The following is a 20,449-nucleotide window of genomic DNA, read 5'->3' as shown; positions in this document are numbered from 1 at the left end:
ATGCAAAATTCATTTCGAGTACAGTGAAGGCTGCGGTCGATGGATTTAGGGAAGCACTTATTTGAGGGAGGAGACCAATGATCACACGACTTGGAAAAGCATTTGCAGTCTTACTGTTGCTGATTCCTTTATTTGCTGGTATCCGGATTGTTTATGGGGAAACCGATGTGGGTGCCAACCTGATCACAAATGTATCGATCGTTAATAGCCGCAACGAGGTCATCACAAGTATTGAAAAGGATGATTCCTTCAAAATAGATATGACCTGGAGTTTGGAGGATTTAGGAGATTTAAAAGCCGGTGACAAAGCGACTGTCACCTTGCCAGTTGAGATTGAAGGCGTCAATAATACGTATGCTTTATACGATGAAAATAACAACTTAGTGGTCAATGTTACCCAAGTTGGCAATCAGCTGACCTTTGTTTTCACGGAATTTGTCGAACAAAATACCAATGTACACGGGGACTTTTATTTTTGGACAAAGTTCAGCGATGAAGTGACAGAGAACCAAATCAACAACATCAACTTCGAAACAGTAAATGGAACGCAATCGGTGCCTATTTTTATTCAAGCAGTGGATGATACAGGGGAGGGAGCCTTACTCACCAAACAAGGACTGTATTTAGGTACGCAAGAACCCAAACGGATTATTGATTGGCGTGTGTACATCAACTCGTTTGATACAAATCAAGTGACGATCAAAGATGGAACGTTTATTGATATTTTAGGTCCCCATCAGACACTCATCAGTACGACTGCCCGAGTGGTTTACGGCCCCAGCGTTTCCAACCCAACGTATGTTGAGCAAGTACCGATCGTTTTAAATAGTGATGGCTCCTTTGAAATTCCTTTGCGGGATACGGAGGAACGGATCTACATTACCTACAAAACAGAAACGGATGGTTCATTGGAACAATATACCAATCGGGGCATCCTTGATGCCGTGGTCAATGATGTGCCAAGAACAAGCAGTATTACTGGCTATACGCCACGCTATGGTGGCGGTGGTGGCGGAACCGGTGAACCAGGGGAGTCCAGCAGCACGGAACCAAGTAGTGAAAGCAGCACCAGTAGTACTACCGAACCAAGTAGTGGAAGCAGTACCAGCAGTAGCACAGAACCAAGTAGTGAAAGCAGCACCAGTAATAGCACGGAACCAAGTAGTGAAAGCAGCACCAGCAGTAGCACAGAACCAAGTAGTGAAAGCAGCACTAGTAGTACTACCGAACCAAGTAGTGAAAGTAGTACAAGTAGTAGCACGGAACCAAGTAGTGAAAGCAGCACCAGCAGTAGCACAGAACCAAGTAGTGAAAGCAGCACTAGTAGTACTACCGAACCAAGTAGTGAAAGTAGTACAAGTAGTACCACCGAACCAAGTAGTGAAAGCAGTACAAGTAGTAACACGGAACCAAGTAGTGAAAGCAGTACAAGTAGTAACACGGAACCAAGTAGTGAAAGCCGCACTAGTAGTAGTACGGAACCAAGTAGCGACAGTAGCACCAGTGAATCCACCGAAGCAACTAACAGGAGTAGTTCTAGTAATACTGGGGCGGTGTCACCTGAAAATTCATCCTCTGGGATCAATAAGTTATCCAAAACAAATAATTTGCATAATCAATCAGAAAAACAGCACTTTCCTCAAACGAATGAAGTGTCTAATCATTTATGGATTGCAATAGGAATGGTTTTAGCAGGATGCGCATTGAAGTTAGGTTGGAGTAAATTTATCAGGTAGATAGAAACTGAAATTTTGGAGGCAGTTTTATTACTTGGAAGAAAAATTAATAAAGACTTATTTAAAGGAAAGATGCCATTTTATGGCCACTTTCCTTTTTTTTTCGGCGCATGTTTTCTCTGAGATTTTATTATAATTTCTTTATCAAGTTATCTTGAAATATTCATTTAGGAAGTGAGGAAATGAGAAAACTGGTTGGTGTATTAATCACAATACTGCTAATAGGGTTATTGATTCTTGTGTTTGGTTTCGATCATACTTCAGCAAAAGAACGTTCCAGAGGAAATCTGTCGTTTTCTGTACAAACGAACCGAGTGATTTATGACGAAGCCTTGAAAATGATCACGGTTCCGGTACGTCCGAACAAAACACTGACTTCACAAAAGGTTCGTGTCTTACTAACTTATGGTTGGGATGGGAACGGACACAGTGAAAAAGTGATCGGCGAAACAGTTTTAACGAAAGTCGATTGGTTTTCAGGTGTTGAAAACTACTTAAGGATCCATGCGGAGATGGCTATTGATGAGATAAAAAGTATGGATAAAGTTGATTTAGTTGTTATATATGATGGTGAAACAACAATAACTGAAAACCTGAAGCCCGGTCATTGGCAAGTAACCGCGCCGCCAAGCAGTAATGAGAGTACGACAGCTGAGACAAGTAAAAGCTCAAACGAAACGGTAGCAACAAGCGCTTCCTCTAGTAGTATCGAGCCGAAATTTAGCGAGTCTCAATCGACGAGTCCAACGACTTCTGAGGCTGAAATTACCAGTGAAGACATCCAAAGCACACAAAGCACTATCGATATCAGTGATTCGGAAACCGTCAGCACCCAACCAGTCACTAAAAGCGAGCCAAGTCAGACAGAGAGCTGTCAAGAAAACGCAGCGACAGCCATAACGTCTACCGAGAAGGAATCTGCTTCGTCAAAGCATTCAGATTCACAAAAGAAAACCAAAGGATTGCCAGCCAATCAATCCCAGAAAAGTCAGGCGAGCGTTTCATCTAGTGTCCGTACAGAAGAGCACCAAGCGACAACATCTTCTCAAGACAAAAAGGAACAACTTCAACCCACGGAGATAAGCAGTGGCAAGGAGGTCAATGCAGCCGTACTACCGAAAACCGGCAGCAAAACTACCAATCTTCGCTATCTACTCTTTGGTCTAGTAGTGGTTCTGACTGTGTTTCTTTACTGGCTGAAGCGAAAGTTATTTTATGATGAGAAGCTGTAACGAACATACCCAAAAATCATGAGAAAATTGATAACCCACGATTGGAAATTTCTTCCCCAGAATGCACAATCACGTGTTGTTTTGCCGTAATTCATAATTAGTCTGACGATCGTTTTGAGGCGTCAGACTTTTTTTATGAAAATATACAGATAACAAAAGGAAAATTTGTTAAAAGTAATTTGACAGAAAAGAGGGCACAGTGGTACGATCACCAAACATTCACAGCTTACAATTTTGTAAGGTGATAGATTCAAAGCAAAAAACAGCTTTGGCTGACCATACAAGCGAGGGAATTTTCATGTTACACGCACTTTTGGATACCACAGAAAAACAAATTTTTCAGTTTCTAAGTTATTGTTACGAAACGAACAAACCAAAATATACAATTAAAGAGCTTTCTGATGTTTTCAATAGGAGAACGAATAAAATGCAGTCGATCGTGCAACAAGTCGAATGGTTTTGTGCCCGCTATCCTCAGTTTACGTTGATTTATGATGAACAAGAAAAAGAAGTGGTGATTGCTTTTTCTCCACGATTTTTATTGAGTCAAGCATATAATGTATTGTTACAGGGAACCGTTGGGTTTATCTTACTCGATGCACTCTTTCATGGGGACTATCACTCCCTTGAACAACTCAGCCTCAAAACCTTCAGCAGTCTCCGAACGGTCCAACGAAAATTGAAAGAACTAAATCACATTTTGGCGAACTATCATTTGTCCTATAGTCTGAAGAAAGGAGATCCCTTGACAGGTGAGGAATACGCAATCCGCTATTTTTATCATTTAACCTATTGGCAGATTTTCGATGAGAAGCACTCACAGGTCGTGGCATCGATCAAGGATAAAGAAAGCGTTATGGCTTTGTTTGAAACTCATGCTTCTTATATGAGAAAAATCGATATCGATAAGTTTCTTAATCTATTCGCTATCTCCCTGCAAAGAATTCATCAAAAGCATCCAATCACTTTTTTACCAGAGGAAGTAAGTACCTTTGAACATCCACTGATTGAAAGGAATCAGTTTTTTGAGGTCTTTTTAAAGCCATTATTCAACGGCAATCACCTTTCTCTAACTGAAATCTCGGAGCCTGAATGCAGCTTCTTGTATTTTATGTTTGGCGTAATGAACACCTATCTTGAAGAGGATCTTTGCGAGGCGGAACTCTCGTGGTTGACCCAACCCAAGTATCAGCCAGAAGTATTACTTGTTGAACAACTAGCCCAGTGTTTTCGTCTGAGGTTTACCGATGCTGAAAAAAACTATTTACTAGTTAATTTCGTAATGATCCATTCTGCTTCCAACCTTTTTGGTACCCGACAAAAAAGTGATAGTTTTGGTAAACCGACCGACAAGCAAGAGCTACAAGCGGCTTTCCCAGTGCTTTATCCGACCGTGAAACGATTTTTTGAGGAAGCGACTGTTTCTTTACCTGATTTGCGTGCATTGCTGCAAAAGAATGACCGATTGATTTTCCAATACTGTATGTTATTGAGAGTTATTTTTATCAAATATGAACAGCCAGTCACTTTCTCGATCCATTCGAAATACGGAAAAACGCAAGAACTTTGGATGAAGAACCGACTATTGAATGCAACGCATCGAGCGATGGCGCATCTTTCACTTACTCAAAAACCAGATTTGGTCATCAGTGATTATCCGATTCATCAAGAATTTTCTGAGGAAGAACAGCCCTATATCTTTTATTGGAACGGTCAACCAAGCGCAAAGGAGTGGAAACAACTTAAACAAACGATCAAACAGATCAGAAGTGCCAAGAACAAGGCAGCTTTTGAAAAGCTCGTTTTTGCCCAATCGATTTGATCGTACCATGTAAATAATCAGCCGCGTGGGTTGGCTGAGCAGACAGAACTTATAATTTCGTAAGTTTCGGCAGTAAGGCGAAAGTGAAAAGCGACTTTGATAAACACAGGTGTCAAGAAGCAAAAACAGGAACATCGTCGTTCCTTTTTCGCTTCTTGACTTTTTTTTACAGAGATGGCATGGTATACATATTATCATAACGTTTTTTATTTAAAATCGTTGCAGAAAAGGTGTTAGGAAGAAGGGGTAACTTTGACAGAAGTATTAGCACTGCAAAATGTTTCCAAATTGATTGGAACCAAACGAATCATTGAGGATGTTTCCTTTGTGGTGGACCAAGGACAAGTCGTTGGTTTATTAGGGCCTAATGGGGCTGGGAAGACGACGATCATTCGGATGATTGTTGGGTTGATGAAGCACAACACAGGATCGATTGCCATTATGGGGAATTTACTGGATTCTTCTTTTAAAACCGCGATTGCCTCAGTCGGTGCGATCGTTGAAAATCCTGAGTTTTATAATTATATGACAGGCTATGAAAATTTGATGCAGTATCAGCGCATGGCGAAGAAAAAAAGTACGACAGCAGAATTAGAAGCTCTTATTCGTCAGGTACATTTAGAAGGACACATCCATCAAAAAGTCAAAACCTATTCATTAGGGATGCGTCAGCGTTTAGGTGTTGCCCAGGCATTGGTCCATCAACCAGACTTATTAGTTTTAGATGAACCGATGAATGGCCTGGATCCTAAAGGCATGCGGGAGTTTCGAGAAATGATTCTTTCTTTGAGAGAAAAAGGCGTTTCTGTCTTAGTTTCCAGTCATCAATTAAGCGATATCGAACAAATTGCCGATCATTTGATCGTGGTGCAAAAAGGAAAAGTCACTCATCAAGTAGCAATGGCAGAGTTGAAAGCAGAGAAAAATGTACTGATTATTAAAACTGATGATAATGCGGAAACAGAAGCAATGTTAAAAGCTTCCTTTGAGGTCGAGGTCTTGCAGGTTGCAGATGAATTGCAAGTCACTCTAGCAACAGATCAGCGTTCGGCAATCGCTGCAGCGATCGTGACGGCTGGGATCGGCTTGAAAGAACTACGGACAAAGCAATCTTCTCTAGAAGATACATTCTTGGCTTGGACCGAAGAAGGAGGTTTGTAAGCATGCTGACATTGATTAAAAATGAATGGATCAAATTAACCAAAAAACGTTCTACTTGGATCATGCTGCTTTTATTGGTTCTAATGACTTTTGGGTTGACCTATGTGGTTCGCTTAGGTAGTCCCGAGATTGGTGCCAATGATTTATTCGCTTCTTTGAGCGACATGACTTCCTTTTTAAACTTATTTGTGGTGATTGTGGCAGCTTCTTCAGTGGCGGAAGAGTTCAGTCGTGGAACAATCAAGTTCTTATTGATTCGGCCTTTTTCCAGAAGCCAAATCTTAGCAGCAAAAGCCATCAACACGTTTTTATTTGCGCTTTTAGGGACTGCTGTTTTACTAATCAGTAGTTTAGCAGCCGCCAATTTATTTTTAGCAGCTGAATCACCTTTTGCTGCTACTGGCTACAACGGGCTAGCGGCGATTCTCGTTGCCTTTGTTTTTGCGGGAACCAACTTGCTATTGATTGTCTTTTATATTGCATTGACCATCTTTATCTCAGCCGTCATTCGCTCTCAAAGCCTGGCGGTTGGCTTAGGCTTGGGTATGTTGTTTGGAAGCAGCATCATCAACTCGATCATGCTTTTTGCTCAAGAAAAATACCCATGGCTGCAGTGGAACCCGTTTAATTTTATGAATATCAAAGAGCAGATACCGAGTTTATTAAATAGTCCTGACATGCAGATGACTGCCTTTGATCCGGGATTGGGCTATTGGGAAATGGCGATCGGGATCCTTGTTTATAGTGTTTTAATCTACCTTTTAACAAATTGGTTATTCAATAAAAGAGATGTCGCATTAAGTTGAGGAAACGAGTGAAAGTTTTTGGATAAATCCAACTTTCACTCTTTCTTTTTGTGTTTTTTTCTAGTAAAATGATTCATTGAGAGTACAAGAGAAAGGAGAGTTTTCAAATGGTTAGTGTAGGAATCGTAATCGTGATCGCTGTTGTTGCAGCATTACTAGGCGCTGTCGGCGGCTTCTTTTTGGCGCGTAAATATATGCAAGATTATCTAAAGAAAAATCCTCCCGTTAATGAGGATATGCTTCGCTCGATGATGATGTCAATGGGTCAAAAACCTTCTGAGAAAAAGATTCGTCAGATGATGCAGCAAATGAAAAACCAAAAGTAGGTTTTTTTCTAAGAAGCGGGCTGATTTTATCAGCTCGCTTTTTATTGCGGCAAAATGAAGAAACTAAAAGAATGTCCCCAGGCTGCTTTTTCTATTTACGTTCTGTGAATAGCGGGGTAGCAATCGAATCTGAATCTAATAAATATTCGGAAAAATCGCAAAATTTAGGCAACAGGTCACAAAGAAATGGAGAGTGTTATGTCAATATTTAGGAAGTTAGGTTGGTTTTTTAAACAAGAAAAGAAACATTATTTGTTAGGCGTAGGCTCTTTAGTCCTAGTCGCCTTGGTACAGTTGGCCCCTCCCAAAGTTATCGGGATCATCATCGATGAAATTGCTGAAAAAGAGATCTCGATGCAGACGATCTTTTTTTGGGTCATGATCTTGATTGCTTCAGCTATCGCTCAATATGTGTTTCGTTTTGTCTGGCGAACGCATATCTGGGGCAGTGCCGCTCGGCTAGAAAAAACGTTACGCAGACAGTTATTTGCACATTTTACAAGGATGGATCAGTTGTTTTATCAAAAGCATCGGACAGGTGATTTGATGGCCCATGCCACCAATGACTTGAATGCCATCCAGAATGTGGCAGGGGCGGGGATCTTGACCTTTGCTGATTCCTTCATCTCTGGTGGAGCTACCATCATTGCGATGGTTCTCTTTATCGATTGGCGGTTAACGATCATTGCTCTATTGCCGCTGCCTTTCTTAGCAGTCATGGCACGGGTTCTTGGTAGCAAATTGCATGATGCGTTTCGTGACTCGCAAGAAGCATTTTCTTCCATCAACGACAAAGCCCAAGAAAGTATTACTGGGATGAAAGTCATCAAAACCTTTGGACAGGAAAAAGAGGACATCGCTGATTTTCAAACCAAAATCGACCATGCCATCATCAAAAACCGCAAAGTCAATTTTCTGGATGCCTTATTTGATCCGTTTATTACGATCATCATTGGAATCTCCTATGTGCTGACGATCATCGTTGGCGGCAATTATGTCATGGACGGTACCATCTCGATCGGTCAATTGGTATCTTTCATCAGTTATATCGGTATGTTAGTTTGGCCAATGTTTGCCATCGGACGCCTGTTCAATGTGCTGGAACGAGGCAATGCAAGTTATGATCGGGTTGCCGAATTATTGGCGGCAAAGACCCATATCATTGAAGCCAAAGATGCGGTCGATACCCCAGCCCAAGGAACGGTGAACGTTCAAATCAATGATTTTCACTATCAAGGAGATGATTTTGCCCTGCAAGACATCCACTTTACTTTGCCTGCCGGGCAAACACTTGGTGTGGTCGGGAAAACTGGTGCAGGAAAAACCTCTTTGATGAAGCTCTTGTTGCGAGAGTATGATTCATTTGATGGGGCGATCACCTTCGGGGGCATCGACAGCAAGCAATACTCTTTGAATGCTCTTTTGGGTTCGATCGGTTATGTTCCGCAAGATCATTTCTTATTTTCCATGACGATTCGAGACAATATCCGCTTCGCGCAACCACGGTCTTCTCAAGCAGAAGTTGAAGCGGCTGCTAGATTAGCAGTGATCCACGAGGATATCAGTCAGTTTCCTGAAGGGTACGAAACGATGGTGGGGGAACGTGGTGTTTCTCTTTCCGGCGGACAAAAACAGCGTTTATCCATTGCCCGTGCCTTGATCACTGACCCAGAATTATTGATTTTAGATGACGCCCTTTCAGCAGTAGATGCCAAAACGGAAGAAGCTATTTTACAACAATTACGGACATTCCGTCAGAATAAAACAACGATCATTGCTGCCCACCGCCTAAGCAGTGTCAAGCATGCAGAAGAAATTCTCGTGATCGACAATGGGAAAATCAGTGAACGTGGGACCCATGAACAATTATTGGCTGCAAATGGCTGGTATAAAAAAATGTGGGACAAGCAGCAACTAGAAGCCAAAATCGAAGGGAGTGAAGCCTAATGCAAGAATCAGAATGGAGCAAATCGATTCCCTTTAAAGAGCAAAAAAACATCATCAAACGAATGTTTCTTTTTGCCAAACCGTTTCGAAAAACCTTCTATGCAGCGATCTTTTTTGCTTTTGTGCTATCGATCATCAATATCTTGTTGCCTTTGATCATTCAAACCTTTATGGATAATTATTTGACCAATCAGACGGCGACCCAGCAAGTCATTTATTTCTTTGCTGCGTTGTATTTCTTTGGGGTGTTGGTAAAAGCCGTGATTTGGTTTTTCCAATGGTTCCTTTATTCAATGGGTTCTTTAAAAACCTATCAATATATTCGAGCAAAATTATTTGAAAAATTGCATAGTCTTGGGATGCGCTATTTCGATCAGACGCCAGCGGGTTCAATCGTTTCACGGGTCAGCAACGACACAGAAACATTGTATGAATTTTGGTATGTCTTCTTGATGGTATTGACAGGAATTTTTGCGGTGGTTTCTTCTTTTGCCGCCATGTTCCGCATCAACGTCAAAATTGCCTTACTAAACTTGATTTTTCTGCCAATCCTAATGGTAGTCATCTGGTATTATCAAAAATTCAGCTCTCGTATCTATCGTCAAATGCGGGAAAAACTGAGTCAGCTGAATACGAAATTGAATGAATCGATTTCTGGCATGCAGATCATTCAGCAATTCCGCCAAGAGGCGCGGCTGAATGAAGAATTCGAAGCGACCAACGATGATTATTTGAAAACTAGATACGCCATGATCCGCACGAATGCGCTGCTACTATCACCAATCATTAGTTTGTTGTATGCCTTAGCGATTGCCTTGTCATTGACGCTCTTTGGGTTTGATGCTTTAGAATCGCCGATTGAAGTTGGGTTAATTTTCGCCTTTACGACCTATATTCAAGGATTCTTTAATCCAATGACACAGATGATGGATTTTCTCAGCGTCTTTACTGATGGGATGGTAGCCGGCAGCCGGATTTTGAAGATTATGGATAACGAAGAATATACGCCGCAGCAAAACTCCGATGCCAGTCAAACCATCACCAAAGGAAAAATTGAATTTCGCGATGTCAGTTTTTCCTATGATGGAAAAAACAACGTATTGAATCATATTTCTTTCATCGCCTATCCAGGTGAGACCGTGGCTCTAGTCGGTCACACAGGAAGTGGCAAGAGCTCGATCATCAATGTGTTGATGCGTTTTTACGAATTTGGGGAAGGGCAAATTTTGATCGATGATCAAGATATCCGCGACTTCACGATGGAAGAGCTTCGGAAAAAAGTTGGACTCGTATTGCAAGATGCTTTCATGTTTTATGGGGACATCGCTGACAATATCCGCTTATTGAATCAGGATATTCGTGAAGAACAGATCGAAGCAGCAGCAAAATTTGTTCAAGCAGATGCCTTTATTCAAAAACTACCTGGTAAATACCACGCCAAAGTGATTGAACGGGGTGCCAGTTATTCAAGCGGGCAACGGCAATTGATTTCCTTTGCCCGAACGATGGTGACCGATCCGAAAGTGCTGGTCTTGGATGAGGCGACTGCCAATATCGATACTGAAACAGAAGGACTGATCCAAGAAGGCTTGGCAAATATGCGTCAAGGGCGAACCACGATCGCGATCGCCCATCGATTGTCTACCATTCGCGATGCTGAGTTGATTTTGGTGCTTGATAAAGGCTCGATCGTCGAACGAGGCACCCATGATGAACTTTTGGCTCAAAAAGGGTTGTATGCCGATATGTACCGTTTGCAGGCAAGTGAAGTTTAAACGGCCAATAGACCTTAAAATACCACGTAGGTATTTTAAGGTCTATTTTGTATAAATTGAACAAATGAAGCAAAAATTTCTATTTGTGATTGACAGCGTTTTCACCCTTTGCTATCATGTAGACATTAAAACAACTAGCACCTAGTCAAACAAATGATTAATCGGTTAGGATCCTTTTCGGTTTAGACTAGTAATTACGCTCGGTCAGGCGAGCGTCAGAGGAGCCTTATGTGAAATGTTGTGCAAACAAGAGGATCGAATCATAGAGGAGAAACAGGAGGGAAGCGGCTCTAAGCAAAAGGCAAGCATCCTGAGCCTATCTTTTACGAAGAGCCCAACCGACGAGAGTGGAATATGGAGGTTGATTTGAATAGTGGCAGCTCCCCATCGAGAAGGGATCGAAGGAGAATCGAGTGGAAGCTTAAAGATAGTGGATAAGCACGAGATATTATTCGTTGTTTTATTTTTTTAAAATTTTTGTTAACCGGTTAACTAAAACGGTTAACAAAAAAGAGGAGGGAAGCAAACGTGGGAAATGGTCACAAGTTTAGCCGATTATTTCATGATAAAGGTCGCATTCAGCGAGAATAGGGGAAGTAGCAAACGTAGAAACTTGCAACACGATGTATGAACAAAAAAAGTTCAAATGGAAAGATGAGGGAAAATTTATGGTAGAAATTATAATTGGTATTTTAATGATCGTTTCTTTCTTAGGAATGGTTTGGTACTGCGTCAAAGGGTTCAACCTGATGGTGGGTTTCTTCGTTATGGCAACACTTTGGACCGTTTTAGCTTTTATTGGCAATGCGTTGAGTCCGGATTTAACAGCTTTGAATTTTGTCGATACGATCACAAATATTTATCAAACAGGACCCGCCGGTTTTGCTAGTTCGATTCTGGTCAATATTTTCTTCGGTTCCTTCTTTGGTCGGATTTTGATGGATACAGGGATCGCAGCAACGCTGATTCGCAAGGTTGTTGAGCTTGGTGGGGATAAACCACGGATCACCATGACCCTTTTATGTACTGTTACTGCTTTATGTTTCACATCCATGACGGGCATTGGTCCTGTAATCTCTATCGCAGTGATCGTTATGCCAATTTTGCAAGCGTTGGGTATTCCAACAGCGATCGCTTTATTCGCTTTTATGGGTTCCATCATGGCGGGAATTTTTGCCAATGTAACAAATTTTGTGCAATACCAAGGTATTTTAGCGGCATTACAACCTGACGGAAGTCAATCCATGATGGAATATGGGTTTTCCGATTATTTCACATTCGGCATGATTGCACTAGTCGTTTCCTTACTTGTGACATTGGTTTTTGCCAATATTGCTTTAAGTCGTGCGAAATCATCAAAAGTCAAAGCGTGGGCTTCCACACCTGGCGCAACTTCAGGCGATGCTCCTTGGTATTCTTGGGTAGCTGTGATCGCACCAGTCTTACTCGTTGTGTTTGCTGAATTTCCTATTATTCCAGCATTTATTCTCGCAGCTTTGTACGCCTTACTGACTTGCGGAAAATTAAAAGGTGGTTTCGTGAATATTTGCCGCATGTTAGCTAAACAATTTGCAGATGGTGCTGTCGATGTTGCGCCCCTGGTAGGTTTCTTATTAGTACTGGCTATGTTTAATTCAGCTGCAAGTCTAGCGGTTCCTTTCTTTGAACCAATCGTTGGCGGTCTAGTTCCTCATAGTACCGTGGCTCTTGCGATCTTATTTGCCATCTTAGCGCCCCTTGGTTTCTTCCGCGGTCCTTTGAACTTAGTCGGATCAGGAGGCGCAGTAGCGGCAGTGATCTTAGCTGCCACAAATTGGGATCTGGCATTCATTTTTCCACTTTTCGCTGTGGTCACGATCGCTCCTCAGCATTTGGATATTACTCAGTCATGGGTAGCATGGGGGCTAGGACATCATAAAGTTGGTTCTAAAGATTTCATGAAGTTTTCGATACCAGCTGGGTGGCTTTCTAGTGCGATCCTGTGTATCATTGCGCTCATTTTGTTCGGTTTGAATAACTAGTCGATGAAAGAACGTAGCTAATCAATAAATCATGCAACTATGGATGTAGGAGGAAAGTGGAAATGAGTGAATTAAGAAAAGTTAGAATGGGGATCGATGTAGGCGGTACCCATACAAAAGCTGTCGCTATCGATAATCTGACTCACGAGATCATAGGAAAATCCAGCGTGAAGACCACTCATGATCATGAACGGGGGGTAGCTGCTGGCGTTGTCGAGAGTTTTCAAAATTGTATGAAAGAAAATGATATTGACCCAAAAAGTGTGATTTTTGTTGCTCATTCAACCACCCAAGCAACGAACGCTTTGATTGAAGGGGATGTGGCTGACATTGGTGTTTTCGGTATGGCTCGTGGTGGTTTCGAAGGATTTCTGGCAAGGCGTCAATTAAAAATTGCCGATATCGTTCTAGGGAATCAGCGATCCATTAAGATCATCAATGCCTTCTCAAAACTCAAAGGAATGAATAAAGCGAGTGTTGAAGAAATGATCGATGATCTAGTGAGGCAAGGATCAGAAGTGATCGTCGCTAGTATGGCTTTTGGTGTAGATAATAATGATGCTGAGAATCTAGTGATGGAAGTTTGTACAGAAAAAGGAATTCCATGTACTGTTGCTTCAGATATCACGAAACTTTACGGATTGACCAGAAGGACACGAACTGCCACTATCAATGCAAGTATTTTACCTAAAATGTTATCTGTCGCAAATTCCACGGAAGTCTCTGTGAAGGAGTCTGGTGTAGATGTACCCTTAATGATCATGAGAGGCGATGGTGGGGTTATGGAGATTGCTGAGATGAAAAAGCGGCCAGTTCTGACCATGCTCTCGGGTCCGGCAGCTTCAGTAATGGGTTCACTGATGTATTTACGAGCATCAAATGGCGTGTATTTTGAAGTAGGCGGCACAACCACCAATATCGGTGTCATTAAAAACGGACGGCCAGCGATCGACTATTCTGTCGTGGGCGGACATGAAACATACATTTCCAGTTTGGATGTACGAATCACGGGCTGTGCAGGGGGGTCCATGATTCGCGCAACTGCTAATGGAGTGGTAGATGTAGGACCTCGTTCTGCACATATTGCCGGTCTTGACTACGCAGTTTACTCTGATCCAATCAACTGGACAGGAGGAACGGTGGAATTCTTTAGTCCGAAAGAAGGCGATCCTGCAGATTATGTTGCAATCAAATTTGATAATGGTGATCGGGTAACCATCACCAACTCATGTGCAGCAAACGTGTTGGGCTTGATCAAACCGGAACATTTCTCTTATGGGAATATCGAAGCGGCTCGAAAAGCGATGGGCGTATTAGCGGATTATTGTGGCACGACGATCGAAGATATCGCGACTCAAATCATGGAGCGTTCTTACGCAAAATTAGAGCCAGTCATTTTGGCTTTAGCAGAAAAATACAAACTAGAAAAAAGCCAAATTTCATTAGTAGGAGTTGGTGGCGGCGCTTCGTCATTAATTATCTACTTGTCAGAAAAAATGGGCGTAAAATATTCGATTCCGGAGAATGCTGAAGTGATTTCCTCTATTGGCGTCGCCCTAGCGATGGTACGAGATGTCGTTGAACGGATTATTCCTTCACCTTCGAAAGAAGACTTGCGATCAATCAAAACAGAGGCTATCAATAAAGCCATTGAGAGTGGGGCTACCCCAGAAAGTGTGGAAGTCTTTATCGAAATCGATCCTCAAACGTCTAAAGTCACAGCCATTGCAACTGGTTCCACCGAAGTCAAGACGACGGATCTTTTAGCAGAGGCAACCGTCGAGGAAGCCCAAGAATTAGCAGCGGGCGATTTAGGTCTACCTACTAACGAAATTGATCTTTTAGAGAAAAGCTCGCATTTTTATGTGTTTGGAACCCGTGTTTCTACAGGAGACAATCCGGCAATTCGAATCCTTGATAAAAAAGGCTTTATTAAAGTACAACGAGCTTCAGGGAAGGTCATCAAAACCACCGCGGAGAATTATGTGCAAGCAGTCGAGCAACTATGGGATGATTTGGCGATCTATCAGACAGAAGTGATTTTGCGTCCAGATTTCTATATTTGTGCCGGACCTCGGGTGATGGATTTTTCAGTAAACGATTTGGAGGCATTGATGTTGTTGATCGATATCGAAATGTCGACTTTAGATTCTAATGAAGAAGTGATGATTCTGGCGGCGAATTCCCTATGATCAAGCAGAGGTTTTTCTTAAAACAGCAACATACGGTTGATCTGGCATTATTAGAAAAGTGGTATGAACAGCTCATGCCCATGAGCGAATTCAGTTGGGGAGTATTTGAGTTTACCCGCGAGATGCTACGTAATAAAGTGAGGGAAGAGGAAAAAAACGAAATCATTGAAGAAGCCATCTTATGTGGTAGAACATGGGCGCAAAAAATGCTCGACCAGTTTGATTTGAAAAAACAGGAAAAGGCAGATCGTGCCTGGTACTTGGCGAATAAGCTTGGTTTATCAATTACGGAAAGATCTGGAAAACCGACGAAGTTTCGCATGGTCTTTGCGCAGTTTGTCATGGAGCGCTCCATTGAATTGATCACTGAACCCATTGCTGCCTACACTGTGCTGACTCAATCTTCGCAAATATTGCCTAAACCAGCAGTTGTCCGAGGGATCTTGATCGCCCATGAAATTTTTCACTATTTAGAAGAGCAACATGGTGCCACGATGTACCATATCACCAAAACGATCCCACTGTGGCGCTTTTTTTCCTACGAGCACCGGTCAACGGTTGGTTGTGCTTCGGAAATTGCTGCGATGGCTTTTGCAAAAGAACTGTGTGAGGCAGACTTTGTGCCTCAAATATTAGATATTTTGCTTTCTTATCCGTTGGAAGTGGACTTTTCAAAAAATATATATGAAGTCGTGCAGCAAGAAATGCGCCACATTGAAGCAATGGGCTAGTTCTTTGAAAATAGCTCACTTAGCGGCTTCTTTACGATCCGTCACTATTGAGATAGGACAGTCCGTGTCGAACGAAATCGGTCCTTGTTCATTTTTCAAGGGTTCCATGATATAATTGACCAACAGCAAAAAGCAAGGCGTGGATTGAATGGCAAATGAGAAAATCACCATTAAGATGGTGTCAGAAAAAGCAAATGTTTCAAAAACCACCGTTTCTAGATATTTGAATGGCAAATATGAATTTATGTCAGCAGAGACAAAAAAGCGCATCGAAGAAGTGATCGCAGAGCTTGAATACCGTCCAAATGCGCTAGCACAGGGGTTGAAAAACAATAAAACGGGATTGATCGGCATCGTTGTCAGCAATATCATGATCCCGGAAGTAGCAGCTTTAGTTCGAGGCGTCAATGATTATTGTATACGAAAATCTTTTCAGGTGATTCTTGTTGAAATCGATCAAAAAAATATTTCTCAGCAGGATCAAATCCAAGCGTTGATCGACCGTCAAGTGGAAGGGCTTATTCTATCGTCGAATCAGGACGAAGCATTCGTGAAAAGCTTGACTGAGCAAAAGGTCAAAATCGTGCTGGCTGATTGCACGATCGAAGAATTGATGATTGATACAGTCATCGTTGATAATGAAAAAGCGACGGCCGAGATGATTCAACGTATTTATTCAGAAGGCTTTGATCGAGTCGCTTACTTTACACCACCGCTCACAACGCCTAGTCGGAAGAAAAAACTTGCTCTTTTTCTGGAAAGTTCTAAAATCGCAGTCAGAAATCCTGAGCAACTAGCATTTGAGATCGAAGAAACACAAGTGGCATTTGACGCGTGTAAGGAATCACTAAACGAATTGTTGAAAAAAAATCAAGGCTATCGTTTAGCAATATTAGCTGAAAACAGTGAGTTGATGTTTGCATTGATCCATGTGATCTATAGCTTGGGCTTGCGGATTCCAGAAGACGTTGCGATCGGGGGCTATGATGATTTAGGCTGGAACAAACTTTATCATCATGAAATGTCTGTGATTGAAAAACCGTCGTATGAAATTGGTTCGCAAGCTGCTGAACTTTTAGTCAAGCGGATCTCAAAAGGGAAAATGCAGTATAAACCAAAAGTGATCGAAGTACAGCCAAAAATCAAAATGAGTGGTTCGACACAAGTGAGTGACAATAGTTTTGATAAAATCGTTATCCGTATGAACCAAGAAAACCAGCCTTACATCAAAAAAAATTATCGTAAACAAGATGATTAGCTTTTTTTGAAAAAACAAGAAGCAAATGACATAATAGCCGACTCCCCATCATTAGACTGATCAGTCAAGTCTTTGGGGAGCGGTTTTTTATCGTTCGTTAAGGTTTTGTCTTTATCTAAGATAAGAACGAATAAAAATTGATCCCTCGTGTTTTCAACAAACGATCAATAGATTCGTATTAGGTGTCAGTAAAAATAACGAACAACGATTGACAGCGCTTTCTACCTTTGCTATGATAAAGATAATAGAACTGGTTCTAATGGATAGTGATTGTTGATTTTTAACAAGCTAAACCTGATGAAGCTGCGGTATTTGCGCTGCTTTCATGAGGTTTTTTCTGTGTTGACTGTTGGCTAAACAATAAAGACAAGCAATGAACCATATCCGCAATGATAAAGTAAGTGGGGGTAGGACATGAAAATCAGTAAAGTGTTAAACAATAATGTTGTGATCACTACCGATCAAAGTCAAAACGAGATTATTGTTATGGGGCGGGGGATTGCCTTTAAGAAAAAAGTGGGAGATGACATTTCTTCAGAAACGGTCGATAAAGTATATCGCTTAGAAAATCAGACGATCTTATCTCAATTTCAAGAGCTGCTTGCTGACTTACCACTGGAATATCTTGAATTATCCAATGAGATCATTGAGTATGCTCGGCGAGAATTGTCATCCCCCATCAATGATTCCATCTACATCTCGCTGACAGATCATATGCACTGTGCCATTGAACGATCGAAAAAAGGAATGACGGTCAAAAATGTCTTATTGTGGGATATCAAGCGTTTTTTCCCCGATGAGTACCAAATAGGCTGCAAAACAGTAGAAAAAATCAAAGAACATTACGGGATTCAGCTGCCAGATGATGAAGCTGGCTTTATTGCTCTGCATCTGGTCAATGCGCAAACCGAAAATGGTGACCAAGGCAATATTGCTGAGCTAACCCAAACGATGCAAGACATCATTAACATTGTTAAATATTTTTTCAAAACCACCTTTGATGAAGAGTCCGTTTATTTTTATCGCTTCACTACGCATTTGAAATTTTTTGTCTCAAGAATGCAAAACCATACCCCTCATACGGATGAAACCGATGAAGATCTTTTGGCTATGGTCAAAGTGAAGTACCGAAATGCGTATCAATGCGTACAAAAAATCGCTGAACTATTAGAAAATCAATATCAGTATCAAATGTCCAGTGACGAAAGTTTGTATTTAACGATTCATATTGCCAGACTTGTGCAAAAAAATCGTTGATTGAAATAAAGAAGAAAGGAGAAGGAGTTTTACTCAGTGCAAGATATAGAAGAAAGAATAATTTTTTGGCAATGATTTTTATTAAAACGTATTTTTAGGACCGCTAGTTAAGAAGCAGCATATCAAAGACGAAACATTTTGGATAGTGACATTCAGTTGGCTAAACCTTCAATACAAAAAAATTGGAGGAATCAAAAATGGGTAAATATCGTGAATTAGCAGAAAAAATTGTCGCAAATGTCGGTGGGAAAGAGAACATCAATAGCTTGACGCATTGTATCACACGCCTGCGTTTTAAATTAAAGGATGAAGGCGTCGCAAATGATGAAGTCTTAAAGAACATGGAAGGTGTCGTGACGGTCATGAAGAGTGGCGGTCAATACCAGGTGGTTATCGGAAACCATGTGCCAGATGTCTATGCAGAAGTGATCGATGTTGCAGGAATCAGTGGTGATGCTGAAGAAACAGCCTCAGGTGGCAACTTGTTTGATCGTTTGATCGATATTTTGAGCGGCTGCTTCCAACCCTTCTTAGGTGCTTTGTGTGCGGCTGGGATGATCAAAGGACTAAACGCACTGTTGCTTTTTATTGGTACAACAGGTTTGATCGATTATACAACAACGACTGGTACCTATGTGATGTTCAATGCGATCGGTGATTCGATCTTCATGTTTATGCCGGTGATTTTAGGGTATACGTCAGCAAAAAAATTCCGCTTAAATCCAATGGTGGGAATCGTGATCGGGTCGGCGCTTTGCTATCCGACGATTCAAGGATCAGCCTTGCAAGCGGCATTTGTTGCCGGAGCTGGCGAGGGAGCTGCTGCACCTTATAGCTTATTAGGCTTGCCAGCGTATGAAACCTTCTTAGGGATTCCGTGGGTTGGTGCGACATATACTAGTAGTGTGGTTCCAGTAATCTTTATCATCGCATTCGCTGCACAAGTTCAAAAATTGGCGAAGAAAATCATTCCGTCTGTTGTCCAAACATTTTTAGTGCCTTTCTTGGTTTTATTGATTGCATTGCCAATTGGCTTTTTGGTGATTGGACCTGTGATCAGTATGTTGACGGATCTTTTAAGCTCAGGATTTGAAGCATTGATGGACTTCTCTCCAGCGATTTATGGTTTGTTATTAGGCTTCTTCTGGCAAGTCTTGGTTATTTTCGGCTTGCATTGGTCAGTTGTGCCACTACACATTATGCAAGTGACACAGCTCGGCTACAGTCAAATTTTGGTAGCATCATTTGGTGCCAGCTTTGCCCAAACAGCGGTAGTGATGGCTATGTACTTTAAACTTAAAGACAAAAAACTAAAAGCTCTATGTCCACCAGCCATTATCTCAGGACTTTTTGGTGTAACAGAACCAGCAATTTATGGGATCACGTTACCGAAAAAAATGCCGTTTTTCTTCTCAATGATTGGTGGGGCGGTCGCAGGTGCCTTCTTAATGATCAATGGCACAACGAGCTATACCTCTGGTGGTTTAGGCGTCTTTGGAATCTTTAACTATATCACTCCAGAAGGCGATGCCAGTGGCATGTGGTTCTCGGTCATCGGGATCTTGATCGCTGCAGCGATTGGTTTTGGTTTGACGATGGCTTTCTGGAAAGATGATGCGGTGGAAGAAGAAATCGCAGAAGGACAACCAGCGATGACTGTTCGGAAAGAAGTAATCACTTCCCCTGTTGAAGGAACGATCGCACCACTAAGCAGTGCAAAAGATGAAGCCTTCGCACAAGGGATTCTAGGAAAAGGCATCTTGATCCATCCCTCAAAAGGCGAAGTTGTGGCTCCTTTTGACGGAACAGTAATGACCTTGTTCCCAACCAAACATGCCATTGGGTTGATCTCTGAGAACGGCTTAGAGCTTTTGATCCATATTGGTTTAGATACTGTTCAATTAAACGGTGAATACTTTGAAGCCCATGTGAAGCAAGGAGACACGGTGACTCGCGGACAAAAATTGATCACCTTTGATAAGGATGCATTGATCAAAGCTGGATTTAATATTGAGACCCCAGTGTTAGTCACCAACTCCGCCGATTATTTGGATATCATCGAGTCAGACAAACGTGAGGTAGGCTGTTCCGATGATTTGATCACGGCTTTAGTTTAGCCAAAAACTTTCTAACAAGTTCTGCGTAAGGTTAAAAGCGATCGCCCATGTGAAGCGATCGCTTTTTG

14 protein-coding genes are annotated in these 20,449 nt (G+C 41.7%); all 14 read left to right on the top strand.

The genetic code is table 11. The features are described from left to right. Positions 1-77 precede the first annotated feature (77 nt). Complete coding sequence (locus IGJ42_RS09600) at positions 78-1,736, top strand: Ig-like domain-containing protein (RefSeq protein ID WP_429946698.1); 1,659 nt, start codon at positions 78-80, stop codon at positions 1,734-1,736. Positions 1,737-1,918: 182 nt separating this feature from the next. Continuing rightward, positions 1,919-2,968, top strand: a complete 1,050-nt coding sequence (locus IGJ42_RS09595; protein ID WP_005235425.1) for an LPXTG cell wall anchor domain-containing protein — start codon at positions 1,919-1,921, stop codon at positions 2,966-2,968. A gap of 298 nt (positions 2,969-3,266) precedes the next feature. Then, positions 3,267-4,790, top strand: a complete 1,524-nt coding sequence (locus tag IGJ42_RS09590) for a helix-turn-helix domain-containing protein (protein ID WP_086333088.1) — start codon at positions 3,267-3,269, stop codon at positions 4,788-4,790. A 252-nt stretch (positions 4,791-5,042) separates the two neighbouring features. After that, positions 5,043-5,951, top strand: a complete 909-nt coding sequence (locus IGJ42_RS09585) for an ABC transporter ATP-binding protein (RefSeq protein ID WP_086332451.1) — start codon at positions 5,043-5,045, stop codon at positions 5,949-5,951. Positions 5,952-5,953: 2 nt separating this feature from the next. Then, positions 5,954-6,757, top strand: a complete 804-nt coding sequence (locus IGJ42_RS09580) for an ABC transporter permease (protein ID WP_430615273.1) — start codon at positions 5,954-5,956, stop codon at positions 6,755-6,757. A gap of 107 nt (positions 6,758-6,864) precedes the next feature. Continuing rightward, a complete protein-coding gene (locus IGJ42_RS09575; RefSeq protein WP_005235432.1) occupies positions 6,865-7,083 on the top strand; it encodes a YneF family protein in 219 nt (72 codons plus the stop codon). A gap of 198 nt (positions 7,084-7,281) precedes the next feature. Further along, positions 7,282-9,030 (top strand): ABC transporter ATP-binding protein, encoded by a 1,749-nt coding sequence (locus IGJ42_RS09570; protein ID WP_086332450.1) that lies wholly within the window; start codon positions 7,282-7,284, stop codon positions 9,028-9,030. Continuing rightward, positions 9,030-10,805 carry an ABC transporter ATP-binding protein gene (locus tag IGJ42_RS09565; RefSeq protein ID WP_005235438.1) on the top strand — a complete coding sequence of 592 codons (1,776 nt, stop codon included), beginning with the start codon at positions 9,030-9,032 and terminating at the stop codon, positions 10,803-10,805. Before IGJ42_RS09570 ends, IGJ42_RS09565 begins: the two co-directional genes overlap by 1 nt. Before the next feature lie 668 nt (positions 10,806-11,473). Then, on the top strand, positions 11,474-12,826 hold the full coding sequence (locus IGJ42_RS09560; RefSeq protein ID WP_008378434.1) for an SLC13 family permease: 1,353 nt from the start codon (positions 11,474-11,476) through the stop codon (positions 12,824-12,826). Positions 12,827-12,888: 62 nt separating this feature from the next. Beyond that, positions 12,889-15,018, top strand: a complete 2,130-nt coding sequence (locus IGJ42_RS09555; protein WP_430615271.1) for a hydantoinase/oxoprolinase family protein — start codon at positions 12,889-12,891, stop codon at positions 15,016-15,018. After that, a complete protein-coding gene (locus IGJ42_RS09550; RefSeq protein WP_430615269.1) occupies positions 15,015-15,749 on the top strand; it encodes a hypothetical protein in 735 nt (244 codons plus the stop codon). The genes IGJ42_RS09555 and IGJ42_RS09550 overlap by 4 nt, the downstream gene beginning before the upstream one ends. 148 nt (positions 15,750-15,897) lie before the next feature. Then, complete coding sequence (locus IGJ42_RS09545) at positions 15,898-17,007, top strand: LacI family DNA-binding transcriptional regulator (RefSeq protein WP_430615267.1); 1,110 nt, start codon at positions 15,898-15,900, stop codon at positions 17,005-17,007. 414 nt (positions 17,008-17,421) lie between these two features. Next, complete coding sequence (gene licT / locus IGJ42_RS09540) at positions 17,422-18,264, top strand: BglG family transcription antiterminator LicT (protein WP_005235451.1); 843 nt, start codon at positions 17,422-17,424, stop codon at positions 18,262-18,264. Between the two features lie 197 nt (positions 18,265-18,461). Continuing rightward, entirely contained in the window at positions 18,462-20,381 is a 1,920-nt protein-coding gene (locus tag IGJ42_RS09535; RefSeq protein ID WP_005235453.1) for a beta-glucoside-specific PTS transporter subunit IIABC, read from the top strand. Positions 20,382-20,449: the final 68 nt, after the last annotated feature.

Source organism: Enterococcus sp. DIV1067f (genome assembly GCF_050543505.1).
GTDB lineage: Bacteria > Bacillota > Bacilli > Lactobacillales > Enterococcaceae > Enterococcus_D > Enterococcus_D entomosocium.
The sequence above is the reverse complement of the archived record's forward strand: the minus strand, read 5'-3'. Positions and strand labels throughout refer to the sequence as shown.

Excerpts from the sequence above, each read along its gene's own strand:
- IGJ42_RS09600 (WP_429946698.1), top strand. The coding sequence starts at position 78 with ATGATCACACGACTTGGAAAAGCATTTGCAGTCTTACTGTTGCTGATT.
- IGJ42_RS09595 (WP_005235425.1), top strand. The coding sequence starts at position 1,919 with ATGAGAAAACTGGTTGGTGTATTAATCACAATACTGCTAATAGGGTTA.
- IGJ42_RS09590 (WP_086333088.1), top strand. The coding sequence starts at position 3,267 with ATGTTACACGCACTTTTGGATACCACAGAAAAACAAATTTTTCAGTTT.
- IGJ42_RS09580 (WP_430615273.1), top strand. The coding sequence starts at position 5,954 with ATGCTGACATTGATTAAAAATGAATGGATCAAATTAACCAAAAAACGT.
- IGJ42_RS09575 (WP_005235432.1), top strand. The coding sequence starts at position 6,865 with ATGGTTAGTGTAGGAATCGTAATCGTGATCGCTGTTGTTGCAGCATTA.
- IGJ42_RS09570 (WP_086332450.1), top strand. The coding sequence starts at position 7,282 with ATGTCAATATTTAGGAAGTTAGGTTGGTTTTTTAAACAAGAAAAGAAA.
- IGJ42_RS09565 (WP_005235438.1), top strand. The coding sequence starts at position 9,030 with ATGCAAGAATCAGAATGGAGCAAATCGATTCCCTTTAAAGAGCAAAAA.
- IGJ42_RS09560 (WP_008378434.1), top strand. The coding sequence starts at position 11,474 with ATGGTAGAAATTATAATTGGTATTTTAATGATCGTTTCTTTCTTAGGA.
- IGJ42_RS09555 (WP_430615271.1), top strand. The coding sequence starts at position 12,889 with ATGAGTGAATTAAGAAAAGTTAGAATGGGGATCGATGTAGGCGGTACC.
- IGJ42_RS09550 (WP_430615269.1), top strand. The coding sequence starts at position 15,015 with ATGATCAAGCAGAGGTTTTTCTTAAAACAGCAACATACGGTTGATCTG.
- IGJ42_RS09545 (WP_430615267.1), top strand. The coding sequence starts at position 15,898 with ATGGCAAATGAGAAAATCACCATTAAGATGGTGTCAGAAAAAGCAAAT.
- licT (WP_005235451.1), top strand. The coding sequence starts at position 17,422 with ATGAAAATCAGTAAAGTGTTAAACAATAATGTTGTGATCACTACCGAT.
- IGJ42_RS09535 (WP_005235453.1), top strand. The coding sequence starts at position 18,462 with ATGGGTAAATATCGTGAATTAGCAGAAAAAATTGTCGCAAATGTCGGT.